This is a genomic window from Pseudophaeobacter sp., from assembly GCF_048267565.1.
In the GTDB taxonomy this organism is placed as follows: Bacteria; Pseudomonadota; Alphaproteobacteria; order Rhodobacterales; family Rhodobacteraceae; genus Pseudophaeobacter; species Pseudophaeobacter profundi.
On sequence record NZ_JBLWXG010000001.1, the window covers coordinates 950,451 to 967,652 of the forward strand.

13 protein-coding genes are annotated in these 17,202 nt (G+C 59.1%); 5 read left to right on the forward strand and 8 right to left on the reverse strand.

Features of this window, described 5'->3' with window-relative positions:
* Positions 1-72 precede the first annotated feature (72 nt).
* Positions 73-1,191, reverse strand: coding sequence for a YhaZ family DNA alkylation repair protein (locus tag ACN0VH_RS04500; protein ID WP_417699657.1), 1,119 nt, complete (start codon positions 1,189-1,191; stop codon positions 73-75).
* Between the two features lie 32 nt (positions 1,192-1,223).
* Complete coding sequence (locus ACN0VH_RS04505) at positions 1,224-2,003, reverse strand: SDR family oxidoreductase (RefSeq protein WP_278920948.1); 780 nt, start codon at positions 2,001-2,003, stop codon at positions 1,224-1,226.
* Positions 2,004-2,342: 339 nt separating this feature from the next.
* On the opposite strand from ACN0VH_RS04505, the gene ACN0VH_RS04510 reads away from it, so the two are divergent.
* From ACN0VH_RS04510 to ACN0VH_RS04530, 5 genes are all read left to right on the forward strand, one after another.
* Complete coding sequence (locus ACN0VH_RS04510) at positions 2,343-3,353, forward strand: Hint domain-containing protein (protein WP_417699659.1); 1,011 nt, start codon at positions 2,343-2,345, stop codon at positions 3,351-3,353.
* Positions 3,354-3,498: 145 nt separating this feature from the next.
* On the forward strand, positions 3,499-5,106 hold the full coding sequence (locus ACN0VH_RS04515; RefSeq protein WP_417699660.1) for a peptide chain release factor 3: 1,608 nt from the start codon (positions 3,499-3,501) through the stop codon (positions 5,104-5,106).
* Positions 5,107-5,396: 290 nt separating this feature from the next.
* Positions 5,397-6,377, forward strand: coding sequence for a glycosyltransferase family 2 protein (locus ACN0VH_RS04520; protein ID WP_417699661.1), 981 nt, complete (start codon positions 5,397-5,399; stop codon positions 6,375-6,377).
* A 223-nt stretch (positions 6,378-6,600) separates the two neighbouring features.
* Positions 6,601-8,265, forward strand: coding sequence for a DEAD/DEAH box helicase (locus ACN0VH_RS04525; RefSeq protein ID WP_417699663.1), 1,665 nt, complete (start codon positions 6,601-6,603; stop codon positions 8,263-8,265).
* A 259-nt stretch (positions 8,266-8,524) separates the two neighbouring features.
* Positions 8,525-8,698, forward strand: coding sequence for an RSP_7527 family protein (locus ACN0VH_RS04530; protein ID WP_278920953.1), 174 nt, complete (start codon positions 8,525-8,527; stop codon positions 8,696-8,698).
* A gap of 113 nt (positions 8,699-8,811) precedes the next feature.
* On the opposite strand, the gene ACN0VH_RS04535 is transcribed toward ACN0VH_RS04530, so the two are convergent.
* From ACN0VH_RS04535 to nuoL, 6 genes are all read right to left on the reverse strand, one after another.
* The gene (locus ACN0VH_RS04535; protein WP_417699664.1) at positions 8,812-10,482 is read right to left on the reverse strand and encodes a ribonuclease J; all 1,671 of its coding nucleotides are present in this window, start codon (positions 10,480-10,482) and stop codon (positions 8,812-8,814) included.
* Positions 10,479-11,261, reverse strand: coding sequence for a type III pantothenate kinase (locus ACN0VH_RS04540; RefSeq protein ID WP_278920955.1), 783 nt, complete (start codon positions 11,259-11,261; stop codon positions 10,479-10,481). The genes ACN0VH_RS04535 and ACN0VH_RS04540 overlap by 4 nt, the downstream gene beginning before the upstream one ends.
* Before the next feature lie 17 nt (positions 11,262-11,278).
* Complete coding sequence (locus ACN0VH_RS04545; RefSeq protein WP_278920956.1) at positions 11,279-12,028, reverse strand: biotin--[acetyl-CoA-carboxylase] ligase; 750 nt, start codon at positions 12,026-12,028, stop codon at positions 11,279-11,281.
* A 71-nt stretch (positions 12,029-12,099) separates the two neighbouring features.
* Positions 12,100-13,539 (reverse strand): NADH-quinone oxidoreductase subunit NuoN, encoded by a 1,440-nt coding sequence (nuoN, locus tag ACN0VH_RS04550; RefSeq protein ID WP_417699667.1) that lies wholly within the window; start codon positions 13,537-13,539, stop codon positions 12,100-12,102.
* 14 nt (positions 13,540-13,553) lie between these two features.
* Positions 13,554-15,101 carry an NADH-quinone oxidoreductase subunit M gene (locus ACN0VH_RS04555; RefSeq protein ID WP_278920958.1) on the reverse strand — a complete coding sequence of 516 codons (1,548 nt, stop codon included), beginning with the start codon at positions 15,099-15,101 and terminating at the stop codon, positions 13,554-13,556.
* A complete protein-coding gene (gene nuoL / locus ACN0VH_RS04560) occupies positions 15,101-17,197 on the reverse strand; it encodes an NADH-quinone oxidoreductase subunit L (protein WP_417699669.1) in 2,097 nt (698 codons plus the stop codon). Before nuoL ends, ACN0VH_RS04555 begins: the two co-directional genes overlap by 1 nt.
* Positions 17,198-17,202: the final 5 nt, after the last annotated feature.

Sequence of the window (17,202 nt, forward strand, 5' to 3'; positions counted from 1 at the left end):
GCCGTGCAAGTCCTCAGCCCCGGCGCGCTAAAGCCCGTCAATTTGCCTGAATTACGTCAAAGCCGCATATGGTCAGGCGGTCAGATCAAACGCCGCCTGCGCACCAACGCGGCCATTGACCAGAATTTCAATCTGGTGGCGGCCTGGATACAGTTTGAAGGTGGTGGCATCGCCTTTGAACCGATGCAGTTTGGCCAAGGTCAGCGCCGCACCGCGCAGTTTCGTTTGCTTCAGCTTGAACACCTTTTGCGCGGTCTTGCCACCAGCCCGTGCAAAACTGACACGGTAGTCGACAATCACTGGCAAATCCGTCGGGGAGGCAAGCGTGACCTCAAACTTGAGCGCCCCGCCAATGCGCAGGGCCGACGCCCCCAGCTGCAAATCGACCGAGACCTCTGCCTCAGGGTCATAGCCAAGCAGGCGCAATGCCCGCGGGTGGCCGGATTTCACCAGGCCGCGACAGGCATGGCTGATCAGCCAGGTCAGCTCTTTTTCCTGTTGTGCGCCATGTGCCCGCCAGGCCTCTAGCCGGTCCAGGACCAGATCCGGCTCTTTCTTGCTGATGTCATTCAGGTGATTGGCAACTGATCGCGTCACATAGCGGGTGGGATCCTGATGCAGATGGTCCAGAAACGGCAGCGGATCGGCCAGCGCCAAAGCAACCCCCTGCCCCCAGGGCAGGCGCGGCCTGGTGCCTTCGCTGACCAGGCGGCGCACATGATAGCTGGGATGCTGTATCCACTGCTGCATCCGCGCCAGCGTCAGATCCTGATGCGTATTCAAGAACGGACGAATGGCCCATTCCATGGAAAACCGCTGGGTCAGTTCCGCCAAGAGATCCAGCGCCAGCTCTGGGTCGCTGTGCAGCCCCCGCGCCAAGACGAACTCGCCCACCGGAGCAAAGATGAAATCGCCGAAATCATCATCCGTCTTCCCCGGATCCAGCGGTGGCGGCAGCGCCTGCAAAAGCCGAGGTGCCACCTCGGGCAGCGGTCCGGGCAGATGCTGGCCCAGAACCTCGGCGATCCAACTGATGCGCGCCTTCAATTCCAGCGGCAACAGGCCCGCCATGACATCCGTTTCAAATTGATCAGCCTGAAACCCCGGCACCACAGGGGCAAAAAGACCCGCCAGATAGCGGGTCTTTTGCTGATTGAACAATTGGTCCTTAAGGGAAAACCCGCTGGCCATTCGATGCTCCGTGTCTTGCGTCAGGACACTGCTTACAGTGTCATATTGGTGGCCCCACCGTCCAACAGAATGTTCTGTCCGACAATGAACCCCGCATGTTGCGAGCACAAAAACGCACAGGCGGCGCCGAATTCCTGCCGGGTGCCGTAGCGTCCTGCGGGAATGGTGGCCGCGCGCTGTGCCTTGGCCTCTTCCATGGTGATGCCCTGCTGGCTGCTGACGCCGCTATCCAATGAAACCGCGCGGTCCGTGGCATGGATACCGGGCAACAGGTTATTGATGGCAACACCGCTGCCTGCGACCTGTCGCGAGGTGCCTGCCACATACCCAGTCAACCCGGCGCGGGCAGAGTTTGACAGGCCCAGCACCGCAATGGGGGCCTTGACGGATTGCGAGGTGATATTGACCACCCGGCCCCAGCCGCGTTCCATCATGCCCGGCAGCAGCGCCTTCATCAGGGCAATTGGTGCCAACATATTGGCATCCAGCGCCTTGATGAAATCCTCCCGCTCCCAGTCTGACCACAGCCCCGGAGGCGGGCCACCGGCGTTATTGACCAGGATATCAACGCCTGTCGCAGCGGCGAGCAGCTTTGCCTGCCCCTCTTGCGTGGTGACATCAGCCGCCACGGTTTCGACCTCAACGCCGTAGCGATCGCGAATGGCCTGCGCGGCCTGCAAGAGGGTCTCTTCGCCGCGCGCATTCATCACCAGGTTGACCCCCGCTTCGGCCAATGCCTCCGCGCAACCCAGACCCAGGCCCTTGCTGCTGGCGCATACCAATGCGCGTTTTCCAGTAATCCCGAGATCCATAGCTTTGCTCCCTGCGTCGTGCTTGAATTTTGCCCAAGACTGCACCGCTTGGGCGGTAATGGCCAGCCCAGAAACGCAGGGGCGGCCTGCCGGGTTTTGCCGATACATTTGGCCGCTGCGGCCCCCTGATTGGAGCCGGCTGGCTGGGCTGCTGGCCTGCACCACCACAAAGGGATAGGTAAAATTAATGGCTTGTCAGGATTTCTGCCCGTATTTGTCGGTATCATGCCATAATTCGCGGCTATACCCCTGAGCCAGGGGCATGCCATTGCGTTTGCGGCGCGCCCAGGCAGGGGTTACCCCTTGCGTCGCAACAGCTAAATCAGGATGGGGGCTTCAGTGCCAGCAGTAGAACACGCCATTCAGTCCATCCCGGCCTACCCGGCCGAACAGTTCCTGGTGGAAATTGGTGCCAACATGGGTGACCCGATTGGCCTTTACCAGGACCTGATGCTGGATGACATCTACCAGCTTAGCCCACCGGCGCACCCACAACGGCTGGCCCTGGCCAGCAACGCAGAGGGGCAGTTCTGCATCGCCGAAGGCACGGCACTCGGCACCCCCGGTGCTCGGCTGCATCTGGACTGCGTCCTGACCCTGATGCCACAAGCCGGCGATAACGTCGAAGCCCTGGTAATGGTCGAAGTCGACGCGGACGGGATGATCGCTGCGATCTACCTGTTGCCCATGGCACCACTGAACCTGCAACACAGCTATACGCTGGTGCGGGCGGAACAGGACGGTGCACGGCGCAAACTGGCGCAGATGGCCTGTGTGTCATTCACCCGCGGCACCCGGATTACCCTGGCCACAGGGGCGCAGAAACCGATCGAAGACCTCGTGCCCGGCGATCGCGTATTGACCCGCGACGACGGGGTGCAGGAGTTGCGCTGGATTGGCCAGACCACATCGCGCGCGGTGGGGCGTATGGCCCCGGTACTGATCCGGGCCGGGGTCTTGAACAATGCCGCTGATCTGCTGGTCAGCCCCGATCACCGCCTGATGGTCTATCAACGCCGCGATGAGCTGGGCACCGGCTGTTCGGAACTCCTGGTGCGGGCGCGTGACCTGGTCAATGGCACAACGGTTGTGGTGCAGGATGGCGGCTTTGTCGATTACTTCCAGCTGCTGTTTGACCGGCATCACATCATCTATGCCGAAGGCATCGCCGCAGAGAGCCTGTTTCTGGACCCCCTTACCCAGCCCGCCCTGCCCGATGATCTGCTGCGCCGCATCGGCCCTGGCCTTGCCACAGGTCAGCGCCGCGACAGCCACGGGTTGGAGGTACAGAAAAACCTGCTGAACCACCCAGATGCGGTTGAAATGCTGCGCCGCTCTTCGCTGCGCTAACCGACGCCTCCGTGGACAAGTCGCCTGCGATGCATCATCGGGAGCGATACCTGCGCAGCCCCCTGGCCGCCCTGCTTCACAGCTTTCTGCGACGAGGGGGGGCTTTTTCTTGCCAGCCTCGACAATCCAACCTATACGCGCGCTCATGTTGGATACCGCTGCAAACCGCCCAGACCTGCCGCCCGAAATCGCGCGGCGCCGCACCTTTGCGATCATTTCGCACCCGGATGCGGGCAAAACCACGCTGACTGAAAAATTCCTGCTTTATGGCGGCGCGATTCAGATGGCTGGGCAGGTGCGCGCCAAGGGCGAAGCACGGCGCACCAGATCCGATTTCATGCAGATGGAAAAGGACCGCGGCATTTCGGTCTCGGCCTCGGCAATGTCCTTTGATTTTGACGGCTTCCGCTTCAATCTGGTGGATACGCCCGGCCACTCGGACTTTTCCGAAGACACCTATCGCACCCTCACGGCGGTGGATGCCGCCGTCATGGTGATTGATGGGGCAAAGGGCGTGGAAAGCCAGACACAGAAACTGTTTGAGGTCTGCCGCCTGCGTGACCTGCCGATCCTGACCTTCTGTAACAAGATGGACCGCGAAAGTCGCGATACCTTTGATATTATTGATGAGATCCAGGAAAACCTGGCCATTGACGTGACGCCGGCCGCCTGGCCCATCGGCGTAGGGCGCGATTTCATCGGCTGCTACGACATGCTGCGCGACCGACTGGAGCTGATGGACCGAGCCGACCGCAACAAAGTGGCCGAAAGCATCGCGATTGAGGGCCTGGATGACCCCAAGCTGGCCGAACATGTGCCCGCAGATCTGCTGAACAAGTTGCTGGAAGAGGTCGAGATGGCCCGCGAGCTGCTGCCCAAGCTGGATCCGCAGGCGGTGCTCGAAGGCCATATGACCCCGATCTGGTTTGGCTCAGCCATCAACTCCTTTGGCGTCAAAGAACTAATGGACGGCATTGGCCACTACGGCCCCGAACCGCAGGTGCAAAAGGCGCAGCCACGAAATATTGCCCCCGAAGAGAAGAAGGTCGCCGGCTTTGTCTTCAAGGTGCAGGCCAATATGGACCCAAAGCACCGCGACCGGGTGGCCTTTGTGCGGATGGCTAGCGGCCACTTTAAACGCGGCATGAAACTGACCCATGTGCGCACCAAGAAACCGATGGCGATTTCCAACCCGGTGCTGTTCCTCGCCTCTGACCGCGAATTGGCCGAAGAGGCATGGGCTGGCGATATCATTGGTATTCCGAACCATGGCCAGCTGCGCATCGGCGACACCCTGACCGAAGGCGAAGCCCTGCGGGTTGCCGGTATTCCCTCCTTTGCCCCGGAACTGCTGCAGGGCGTGCGCGCGGGCGATCCGATGAAAGCCAAGCATCTGGAAAAGGCGCTGATGCAGTTTGCCGAAGAAGGCGCAGCCAAGGTGTTCAAACCCTCAATCGGTTCCGGCTTTATTGTTGGCGTGGTCGGGGCGCTGCAATTTGAGGTTCTGGCCAGCCGGATCGAGCTGGAATACGGCCTACCGGTGCGGTTTGACAGCTCTCAATTCACCTCGGCGCGCTGGGTCAATGGGGACAAAGCGGCGGTGGACAAGTTTGTAAATTCCAACAAACAACACATCGCCTATGACCATGATGGCGATGTCGTCTATCTGACTCGTCTGCAGTGGGACATCGACCGAGTAGAGCGGGATTACCCCGATCTGCAACTGACCGCGACCAAGGAAATGATGGTCTGAGGCACCGCGCTACGGCCCCAAAGCCTGCGCGCTACGGCCCCAAAGCCTGATAGACAAGCTCACATAATCTGGGCGCGCCATCACCGGCGCGCCCTTTTGCGATTCTTCGTTGACGTCGCGGCCCGCCGCTTGGTCGCAGCCCGATCCGCATTTTGAGGTTTTGCCGCTCTTCTGTCCGGCGCGCACTGGACCAACGGGGGGAACCCTGTGCAGTATCGCGCCACGTGACACCGCGCAGACAGCCCTGCCCCGCAACCGGACAGAGCAAGGATACAGAGAGCAGGGCATCAATGGACACAAACGCAAAATGGGGCATCGTCGCCACTATCAAGGCCCCGGCCCAAGACATCCTCGATTTTGCCGCCTACCACCTGGAGGCCGGAGCACATCGTCTGTTTCTATATCTCGATGCCCCCTGCCCCGGCGCCCGCCCTCTGCTCAAGGCGCATCCAAAGATCCGCGTCTTTGACTGCGACGATGCCTCTTGGCAAAGGCGGCGCAAGGGCGGCAAGCCCGCCAAACATCAGGTTCGCCAAAGCCTGAATGCCACCCGTGCCTATCGTCGCCAAGCTGCTGATCTGGACTGGCTAGCCCATATTGACGTTGATGAATTCCTCTGGGCGAATAGCTCGATTGGCACGCTGCTGGCGGCCCTGCCGCAAACCACCCTGGCAGCCCGCGCCCGCCCCATAGAGGCACTTGCAGGCGATGCAACTGCCTTCAAAGGTCATATCCCCAAAGGGCCTGAACGCGGCACAATCGTCGGCCGCCTGTATCCGCGCTACGGCGAACATATGCGTGGCGGCTTTCTCAGCCATGTGCAGGGCAAGATCTTTGTGCGCACCGGACTGCCCGATATCAGCTTTCGCATCCATAACTTTTTCCAAGACGCTGGCAAAAGCCCAGAGGACCGGCTGGAAAACCCCGCCACGACTGAACTGCCTGCGCTTGAGCTGTGCCACCTGCATGCGCGGGATTGGCCCCACTGGCTGGCGCATTACCGGTTTCGCCTAGAGCGCGGATCTTACCGGGCCGACCTCTCGCCCGCACGACCCAGGGATAAGGGCGGCATAAACCTGCATGAACTCCTCTCGGCAATAGAGGCCGAAGAGGGCGAGCCAGGCCTGCGCGCCTTTTATGATGAAGTCTGCGGCGACAGCCCGGCCCTGCGCCAGCGGCTGGAACAGGAAGGGCTGTTGCGGATCCGTATGCTCAACCGCGCCGCGACCCGACAAAAGCACTTCCCCAGTTTTGACAGCACGCAGGGGTGATCCCCGCGCAACGATTCGGCGCCCCTGACGCGGGGGTGACCGGTATTTTGGCACGCCAGCAGAGGCGGATAGCGGCCAGGTAAGCCCAGCCAATAATTGACCGCAGGACAAGATTTTGCTATGTCCCGGCAAAAGCTGGACGTTGTCACACCGCTTGTTCTCGCGGACCCGGCTTTGTCAAAACACGCGCGGGCCAAATTAGTGTCCGCAAAAACGGACGCATATGACAAAATTTACCGATCTGAACCTGAACCCCAAGGTCCTCAAAGCGATTGAAGAAGCGGGTTACGAGTCACCAACACCGATCCAGGCTGGTGCTATTCCACCTGCGCTTGAAGGTCGTGATGTACTGGGCATCGCCCAAACCGGCACCGGCAAAACCGCCTCTTTCACCCTGCCAATGATCACCATGCTGGCCCGTGGCCGCGCCCGCGCCCGGATGCCCCGCAGCCTGGTCCTGTGCCCGACCCGCGAATTGGCAGCCCAGGTTGCAGAGAATTTTGACACTTATACCAAACACTTAAAGCTTACAAAGGCTCTCTTGATTGGCGGTGTCAGCTTTAAGGAGCAGGACCAGCTAATCGACAAAGGCGTCGACGTTCTGATCGCAACGCCAGGTCGCCTGCTGGATCATTTCGAGCGCGGAAAGCTCTTGCTGACCGGTGTGCAGATCATGGTCGTCGATGAGGCAGACCGGATGCTCGACATGGGCTTTATTCCGGATATCGAGCGGATCTTCTCCCTTACGCCCTTTACCCGCCAGACGCTGTTCTTCTCGGCCACCATGGCCCCTGAAATCGAACGGATCACCAATACCTTCCTTTCCGCACCTGAGCGAATCGAAGTTGCCCGGCAGGCCAGCGCCTCTGAAACCATCGAACAACAAGTGGTGCAGTTCAAAGCCTCGCGCAAAGATCGCGAAGCCAGCGAAAAACGCACCGCCCTGCGCGCATTGATCGACGGCGAAGGCGACAAGCTGACCAACGCAATCATCTTCTGCAACCGTAAGACGGATGTAGATATTGTGACCAAGTCACTGAAAAAATACGGCTATGATGCCGCGCCGATTCATGGCGATCTGGACCAGAGCCAACGCACCAAGACACTCGACGGGTTCCGCGACGGGCAGTTGCGTATTCTCGTGGCCTCTGACGTCGCGGCGCGCGGCCTGGATGTGCCCAGCGTCAGCCATGTGTTCAATTATGATGTGCCCGGCCACCCCGAAGACTATGTCCACCGGATTGGCCGCACCGGCCGCGCGGGCCGTGAAGGCAAGGCAATCACCATTTGCTCTGTCCGCGATGAAAAGGCCCTCGCCGCCGTTGAAAACCTGCTGCAAAAAGAAATCAGCCGGATGGACAACCCTGCCAAGAAAGCAGAGCCGGTCAAGCGCAGCGCTGCCAAGAAATCCACTGACACGCCGGTTCAGGACACCGAAAATTCCGGTGGCAAGCCCACACGAAGCCGCCGGGGCGCTACATCGCGCAAGTCGGCGGACGCCGCTGCGCCGCAGGATGTTGCCACACCACAAGCAGAGGTCAGTGAAGATAAGGCCGGCGCTGACCAGGTATCTGCGGATCTGCAAGCGCAGGAAACCACTGAAACGGACAAGTCCGAAGCACGCAAATCGGCCCCCCGCAAGGCAGACAGTGCCAAATCCGAAGGCCGCTCGCGGACGCGCAAGGCCACGGCCAAGGCAGACGATAAGCCAGACGACAAGCCCGTCGCCGAGGAAAACGCTGCAGCGCAGCAACAAACTGCCCCCAAGAACAATCGGGGCCGTGGCGGCAAACAAGGCGGGCGTCGTGACGATCGCACGGTTGTTGGCATGGGCGATCACATGCCAAGCTTTATCGCGCTCTCATTTGCAGAGCGTCGCGCCGGGTAATTTTTCAATAAAATCAATACCATTTACGGCCGCCATCTTTGGCGGCCGTTTTGCGTTTGCGCTTTAGAGCGTGCCGGGAAAGGTCTTGAATTCACAGGCAGTCGGTCTGCACGGCCCAGTGCGTCACGCGGTCTTCCCGAATTTTCAGGTGGCGACCTTTGCACTTGCAGCATGGCGGGATTGACAGATTGGCCAATGTCACCGCGCCCAAACCCCGCTACATGTAGCCCATCCGAAAACGCAATAGACCGAGAACGTTATGACCGAGCACCAGCCTGTTACTCTCACCGCTGATGAAATCCATGCCATCCAGCGTCGCGCAGAAGCTATGCGCGCCCGGGCTTTGGCTGATGGGATGAGCGCGGTTGGCCGCAGCCTGCGCGCCCTGCCCCAGAAAATCGTCGCGCTGCTGCAACGCCCCCGCACCGCGTAAGGGCAGCAGCCTGCCACTGTTTTGCGCAGTGACGGGTTCCCCCGTCAGCGCCCACAAAAAAGCCTCGGCACGATCTGCCGAGGCTTTTTCTATTCAGGATGTCAGCGCGATGCTTATCGCATCCGGCTGATCACCACGGTGACTTCGGGCTTTTTGCCGATTTCGTTGTTGCAGGTCTGACGCGCAATCCGGCGCAGTTCGCCTTCCAGCTTGTCGTCATCCTTCAGCGTCTTGGCCCCAGCCCGCATCAGGAACTGATTCAGGTCTTCTTCCAGAACATCGATCAGTGCCGCGTTAGAGCTGCTAGTATCTGTCAGCCCCTTGATATCACACCAGGGCTCGCCCAGGGGTTCATCGTCCTCGTCCAGAATAAGGGTAACGACCAGATGGCCATTCAGCGCCATGCGGATGCGGTCGCGCACCACTCCATCCATCGCACCAATCTTGGTGGTGCCATCCAGATAGGTGCGGCCAGTGTCGATATATTCCAGCACCGAGGGACGGTTACCCGACAGGTTCAACATCATGCCATTCACCGCCACAATGCTGGGAATACCCTTGGCCTCGCCCAGACGGGCATGCATCCGTAGGTGGCGATGTTCACCATGCATTGGCACCAGCATCGCGGGCTGCAGCAGCGCATGCAGCGCCTCAAGGTCCGGTCCATTGGCATGGCCAGAGACATGATACAGACCAGAGCTGTCATCCACCACATCGACGCCACGTTCCGAGAACTGGTTGATGATGCGGATCACACCGCGCTCATTGCCCGGAATCGTCTTGGAGGAAAACAGGAACAGATCGCCCTCTTTCAACTCTAACCCACGGTATTTACCACGCGCCATCTGCGCCGAAGCGGCACGGCGTTCGCCCTGGCTGCCCGTGGTGATCAACATCAGGTTGTTGCGGGGCAGGTCCCTTGCCTCTTCCGGGGAAAAGACCGGTGGGAAATCCGTCAGAACGCCGGTTTCCTTGGCGGCCTCGACCATGCGCAGCATCGCGCGGCCCAACAAGACAACCGAACGCCCGGCCCGCGTGCCCGCATCCGCCAGGGTCTTTACCCGTGCCACGTTCGAAGCAAAGGTGGTTGCCGCGACCATGCCGCTGGCCTCGCCGATCAGGCGGGTAATTTCCTCGGGCAGATCCGATTCAGAACGGCCAGGTGTTTTGGAGAACACATTGGTGGAATCGCACACCAGGGCCTTGATGCCTGGCTTGGCGATTTCCGCCCACATTTCAGGATCAAAGGCTTCGCCAACCAGCGGCGTGCGATCCAGTTTGAAATCACCGGTATGCACCACCCGGCCCGCCGGGCTGTCGATGACCAGGCCACCGCTTTCCGGGATCGAATGCGCCATCGGCGCGACACCGATGGTAAAGGGGCCAAGCTTGGTCACTTCGGGCCAGGCACCAACCGTTTTCACCACCAGCGGATCATGGCCGCGCTCTTCCATCTTGCGCCGCGCAAGATTGGCGGTAAAGGCACGGGCATAGATCGGCACGTTCAGCTGACGATACAGATGCGAGACCGCGCCGATGTGGTCCTCGTGGCCATGGGTGATAAAAATTGCCTCCAGCTGGTCAACGCGTTCACGCAGCCAGGTGATATCAGGCATGATCAAGTCAACACCGGGGGTGCTGTCCATATCGGGGAAGGCAACGCCCAGATCCACCAGGATCAGCCGTTCCTTGCCGGGGCGGCCATAGCCGTAAACATAGGCATTCATGCCAATTTCGCCTGCACCACCAAGGGGCAGATAGATCAAACGTTCATCAGTGCTCATATAGGAGTACCGTTATCCTTATTATATTTATGGATGATCTGCAGTCCATGCATCGTGAGATCATCCTCATATGCGTCAAACAGATCAGCAGCTTGCTGGAATAGAGGCGCCAGCCCGCCTGTTGAGATAATCTTCATCGGAACATTGCGTTCGGCTTTGATCCGGGCGCAGATCTCGCGCACCAGGCCGACGTAGCCCCAAAACACGCCCGATTGCATGCAGGCCACCGTATTGGTGCCGATCACGTGCTCGGGTTTGGAAATATCCACATGTGGCAGCGCCGCCGCCGCCTGATGCAGCGCCTCAAGGCTGAGGTTCACCCCAGGCGCGATCACACCACCGACATAGGCACCATCTTCGGCTACCACATCAAAGGTAGTGGCCGTGCCAAAATCCACCATCACCAGATTGCCACCGTAGTGGTCAAAACCGGCCACCGTGTTGACCAACCGATCCGGCCCCACTGCGGTGCCCTCGTCCACCCGGACATCCACCGGCAACAGACAATCCGGTTTGCCCACCACCAGTGGGCGGGTGTTGTAATAGCGATCAGCCAGAACCCGCAGGTTGAACACAACACGCGGCACAGTGGAAGAAACGATCATATCCGTGATATCCGTCTCGATGCCCTGCGCCTGAATCAATGTGTTGAGCCAGACAAAATACTGATCCGCCGTGCGCCGCCAATCGGTCGCCGTGCGCCAGGTGCCAATAAATTGTTCGCCATCCCAGATAGAGAAGACGGTATTGGTATTGCCACAATCAACAGCCAGAAGCATGGAATGCCCTTTTGCGCTCAGAAAAAGATATCGGCGGCGGGGATCGATACCCGACCGTTGGCGCTGTTTAGGACAAGGTTGCCCTCCGCGTCTACCGTCTCGAAGGTGCCTTCTACCTCAGAATGGCTGGTTCTTGCAATTATCACCTCTCCAAGCTTGGCCGCGCGTGCCAACCAAGCGGTGCGGATCGGGTCAAAGCCATAGGTGGTGAACTGCAGTTCATAGCGGGCATAGGCCGCCGCCAGCGCGGTCAAAAAGACCTCGGGCGTGACCTGCACCCCGGTTTCAGACAGCAGCGACACCGGCCAGACCGCCCCCGGTTCCAGCCATTCTTTCATCGGCGTTTCCACCAGATTGACGCCGATGCCAATGGCTAGGTAGTTCAGCCCCTGCCCCGCACCCGAGCTTTCCAACAGAATACCGGACAGCTTGCCGCCGTTGAACAAAACATCATTGGGCCATTTCAGCGCCAGACCAACGGTGCGCCCGGTCAGGGATTCGCAGGCATCATAGACCGCCAGCGCGGCGACAAAACTGCGAAGCGCCACCTGCTGCGGGGGCTCGCTTGGGCGCATCACCAGTGTGGCGGCAAAATTACCCTGCGGTTCCTTCCAGTCGCGGCCTCGGCGGCCACGCCCCTTGGTCTGGCGCTTGGCCAGGATCCATTCCGGCCCCGTCAACTCTGGCGCGATGCGCCTGGCCTCGTCCAGGGTGCTGTCCACCTCTTGCAAGATCCGCTTGCCGTAACCGTCAGGCCAATCCGTCATTGTCTCATTCCTTTAAAGGCAAAAAGGCCCGGTCCGCTGGACCAGGCCCTTTGTCAGAGATGATAAACCGTTCAGTGGACCAAGGCCGCAGCCGCAGCAGCCGCTGCGCCATCGACACCAAACATATTGATAATCCCCAGAACCATCACTGCAGCCGACCCCATAAGGAAGACCCAGAGCACAGGCGACCCGGTGCGATCCAGCTCTTCGGCTTCTTCGCCGAAATACATGTAGTAGACGATCCGCAGATAATAGAAGGCACCGATGACCGAGGCAACCACACCAGCAATCGCCAGCCAGGCCAGTTCGGCCTCATAGGCAGCGCGCAGCACATAGAACTTGCCAAAGAAGCCCAGCATCGGCGGCACACCTGCAAGCGAGAACAGCAGCACCAGAACCGCCAGTGCCTTACCAGGTTCACGGCGGGCATATTGGTTCAGCGCCTGAATATCGGTGACAGGCTGGCCATCCTTTTGCAGCATCAGGATAAAGGCAAAGGTGCCGATATTCATCGAAACATAGATCGCCATATAGACCAGCATCGCCTCGATGCCGAGCTGAGTACCCGCAGCAAGCCCCATCAGCGCATAGCCCATATGGGCAATCGAAGAATAAGCCATCAGACGTTTGATATTACGCTGGCCGATCGCCGCCACCGCACCCAGAAACATCGACAAGACGGACAGCAGCGCCACAACCTGGCTCCAATCGCTGATCGCATGGCCAAAGGCGTCATGCATCACCCGGGCAAACAGGCCCATGGCCGCAACTTTGGGGGCCGAAGCAAAGAAAGCCGTTACCGGTGTGGGCGCGCCTTCATAGACATCCGGCGTCCACATGTGGAAGGGCACTGCAGAGACCTTGAACCCAAGACCAGAAATCAGCAGGACCAGACCAAACAGCAGGCCCACAGAGACCTCGCCGTGCTGGGCTACATCAATGATGCCCGCAAATTTGGTGGTACCGGCAAAGCCGTAAACAAGCGAGGCACCGTAAAGCAGCAGACCCGAAGACAGCGCACCCAGCACAAAATACTTCAGGCCGGCCTCGGTCGATTTGACGCTGTCGCGGCGCATCGAAGCCACAACGTAGAGCGCCAGCGACTGCAGCTCCAACCCCATGTACAGCGACATCAGATCACCGGCAGAAACCATGACCATCATGCCAACCGCGCTCAGCGCGACCAGGATCGGGTATTCAAAGCGCAGCATGCCGCGGCGCAACATATACTCCTGCCCCATCACCAGAACAGCGGCTGCCGCCAGCAGGATCGTCACCTTGGCAAAACGGGCAAAGCCGTCATCGACAAACATGCCGCCAAAAGCCGTTGTGCTGCCGCTGCCGCTGGTGCCAATCCACAAGGCCAGCACCACCATCAGGCCCGACGTAGACCAGGTGATCGCCGAGGCAAGCTTGTCTTTGCCAGTGTAGACTGCGCCCAATAGCGCCGCCATTGCGTAAAGTGCCAGGATAATCTCTGGCAGAATTACGGAGAGATCAGCTTGGATCATCTGCCCATGCTCCCTTAGTGCGACGCGGTCTGGATTACAGCGGAGGTATCCGCAGCAGCCAGAGACTGGTTGAAGTTTGCGATCAGCGCTTCAGTCGATGGACTGATGATATCGGTGACCAGCGACGGATAGACGCCCAGAAGGATAGTCATCACAACCAGTGGCGCAAAGATAAAGCGTTCACGTGCATCCATGTCCTGAATGGTTTTCAGGCTGCCCTTGATTAGGTCGCCAAAGACCACCCGACGATAAAGCCAGAGCGCATAGGCCGCCGAGAAAATTACGCCGGAAGCCGCAACCGCTGCTACCCAGGTGTTTTTCTGGAATGTGCCCATCAGGGTCAAGAATTCCCCAACAAAGCCAGAGGTGCCCGGCAGGCCAACGTTGCCCATGGTAAAGAACATGAAGACCAGCCCGTAAGCGGGCATCCGCACCACCAGGCCGCCATAGGCGTTGATGTCGCGGGTATGCATGCGGTCATAGATCACGCCCACGCAAAGGAACAGCGCCGCCGAGATGAAGCCGTGGCTCAACATCTGGAAGATGGCACCATCAACCCCCTGCTGGTTGGCCGCAAAGATCCCCATGGTGACAAAGCCCATATGCGCGACGGATGAATAGGCGATCAGCTTTTTCATGTCTTCCTGCACCATCGCCACCAGCGAGGTATAGACCACCGCGATGGCGGACATCCACAGGATCAGATCGGTCATCACATCCGCGCCAACCGGGAACATCGGCAAGGAAAACCGCAGGAAGCCATAGCCGCCCATCTTGAGCAGGATCGCCGCCAGCACCACAGACCCAGCCGTCGGCGCCTGAACGTGTGCATCCGGCAGCCAGGTATGTACCGGCCACATCGGCATCTTCACCGCAAAGGAGGCAAAGAACGCCAGGAACATCAGGGTCTGCATCCCACCGACCACATGAATGCCCAACAGATCAAAGCTGGTGGCAGAGAAACTATGCGTCAGCAGGGTTTCGATATCGGTGGTGCCCGCATCGGCATACATCGCCACCATAGCCACCAGCATCAAGACAGAGCCAAGGAAGGTATAAAGAAAAAACTTGAAGGAGGCGTAGATGCGTTCCTTGCCGCCCCAGATGCCGATGATCAGGAACATCGGGATCAATCCCGCCTCGAAGAACATGTAAAACAGCACCAGGTCCAGCGCCATGAAAACACCCAGCATCAGGGTTTCCAGCAACAGGAAGGCGATCATGTATTCCTTGACACGGGTGGTCACCCTCCAGCTGGCCAGTATGGTCAGCGGCATCACAAAGGTGGTCAGCAGGACAAACAGCACCGAAATGCCGTCAACGCCCATCTTGTACTTTAAGCCAAAGACCCAGTCGTGCTCTTCTACGAACTGAAAGCCGGTGTTGGCAGGGTCAAACTGTGTGTAGATCCCCAGGCTGACCAAAAAGGTCAGGCTGGTGGTAATCAGGGCAAGCCGTTTGGCATTGCGCTGCGCCGCTTCATCCTCGCCGCGCATCAGCAGCGCCATAACAGCAGCTGCCACAGCAGGGATGAAGGTGACAATTGATAGAAGGTTGTCCATCAGTGGGCTCCTCCGCCGATCGACATCCAGGTGATCAGGGCTGCAATGCCCAGCACCATCCAGAAGGCATAGGTAAAGATGAAACCGGACTGCGCGCGACCGGCAAGTTTGGTGAAGAAAGGAACAATCCCCATGGCGACGCCATTCAGGAAGCCGTCAATGGCATTGCCATCGCCGCGTTTCCAGAAGAAACGCCCAATGGCCAACGCAGGCTTGACAAAAATCGCGTCGTACAGCTCGTCAAAGTACCACTTGTTCTTGAGGAACAGATAAAGCGGCTGATGCGTCTCTGCCAGGCGCCCAGGCAGGCTTGGGTTCACGATGTAGAACCAAACCGCCAGCACCAACCCAAGGGACATCGCAATAAAGGGCGAGACCTTGACCCATTTTGGCGCAGCATGTGCATCGTCCAGCACATGGTTGTCGGCGGCAAAATACAGCGCGCCCTCTCCCGGCTGGCCGGTAAAGACATAGTGATGCTCACCCGCCTCGGCCTCGACACCATGCGCATCGCTTTCGCCATGGCCCTCTGCTGCCTCACCATGGGCCGCTGCCGAAGCTTCCGCCACGGGAATGCCGTAGAATTTTCCAACCTTGTCGGCATGCCCAAAGAAGCTGCCGTACCAGATCATGCCAGAGAAGACCGCACCCAGTGCCAGCACCCCAAGCGGGATAAGCATCGTCATCGGGCTCTCATGCGCGTGATCATGGGTATGTTTGTCGCCACGTGGCTTGCCAAAGAAGGTCAGGAACATCAGGCGCCAGCTGTAGAAAGAGGTCATGAAGGCAGCAATCACGAGCAGCCAGAACCCATAGTCGGATCCACCGGCAAAGGCGCTCTCAATAATCGCATCCTTGGACAGGAAGCCGGCAAAACCGATATGGGTCAGCGGGATGCCAACGCCGGTGATGGCCAGGGTGCCAATCATCATCGCCCAATAGGTATAGGGGATTTTCTTGCGCAGACCGCCATAGTTCATCATGTCCTGTTCATGGTGCATGGCGTGGATAACCGAACCTGCGCCCAGGAACAGCATCGCCTTGAAAAAGGCATGGGTAAACAGGTGGAACATTGCCGCCGAATACATGCCGACGCCTGCGGCCACGAACATATACCCCAGCTGCGAGCAGGTGGAATAGGCAATGACGCGTTTGATGTCGGTCTGAACCAGGCCCACCGTTGCGGCAAAGAAAGCCGTAGAGGCACCAATCACCGTGATGAACATGGTTGCCTGTGGCGCAAACTCCATCAGCGGCGACATGCGGCAGACCAGAAAGACACCGGCGGTAACCATGGTCGCAGCATGGATCAACGCCGAAACAGGTGTCGGGCCTTCCATCGCATCTGGCAGCCAGGTGTGCAGGAACAGCTGCGCCGATTTACCCATCGCGCCGATGAACAGCAGCACCGCCAACAGGTTCGCTGCGTCCCATTCGCCCCAAAGGAAGGATATCTGCTGACCGGAGACCTCGGTGGGAATGGCGGCAAAAATATCTGAGAAGTTGATGCTATCGGTCAGCAGGAACAGACCAAAGATCCCCAGCGCAAAGCCAAAATCCCCAACCCGGTTGACGATAAAGGCCTTCATTGCCGCCGCATTTGCGCTTGGCTTGCGGTAGTAGAAGCCGATCAACAGGTAAGAGGCCACGCCGACCCCTTCCCAGCCAAAGAACATCTGAACCAGATTGTCTGAGGTCACCAGCATCAGCATGGCAAAGGTAAAGAAGGACAGATAGGCAAAGAAGCGCGGCTTGTAGCTCTCGCCCTCTTTCCACTGCGGATCATCCGCCATGTAGCCAAAGCTGTAGAGGTGAACCAGGCTAGACACCGAGGTGACAACAATCAGCATCAGGGCGGTAAGCCGGTCCAGCCGGATCCCCCATGACGTAGACAGTGAACCGCTTTCAATCCAGGTCATGACTTCGATCTGGCGGGTAACCCCGTCAAATCCAAGAAAGGTGATCCAGGACAAGAGCGCCGAAAGGAACAACAGGCTCGTCGCCGTCACCATGGCTGCTTTTTCGCCGATATATTTATGGCCAAAGCCACAAATCAGCGCGCCCACCAGAGGGGCAAAGAGGAGGATGGTTTCCATGATGC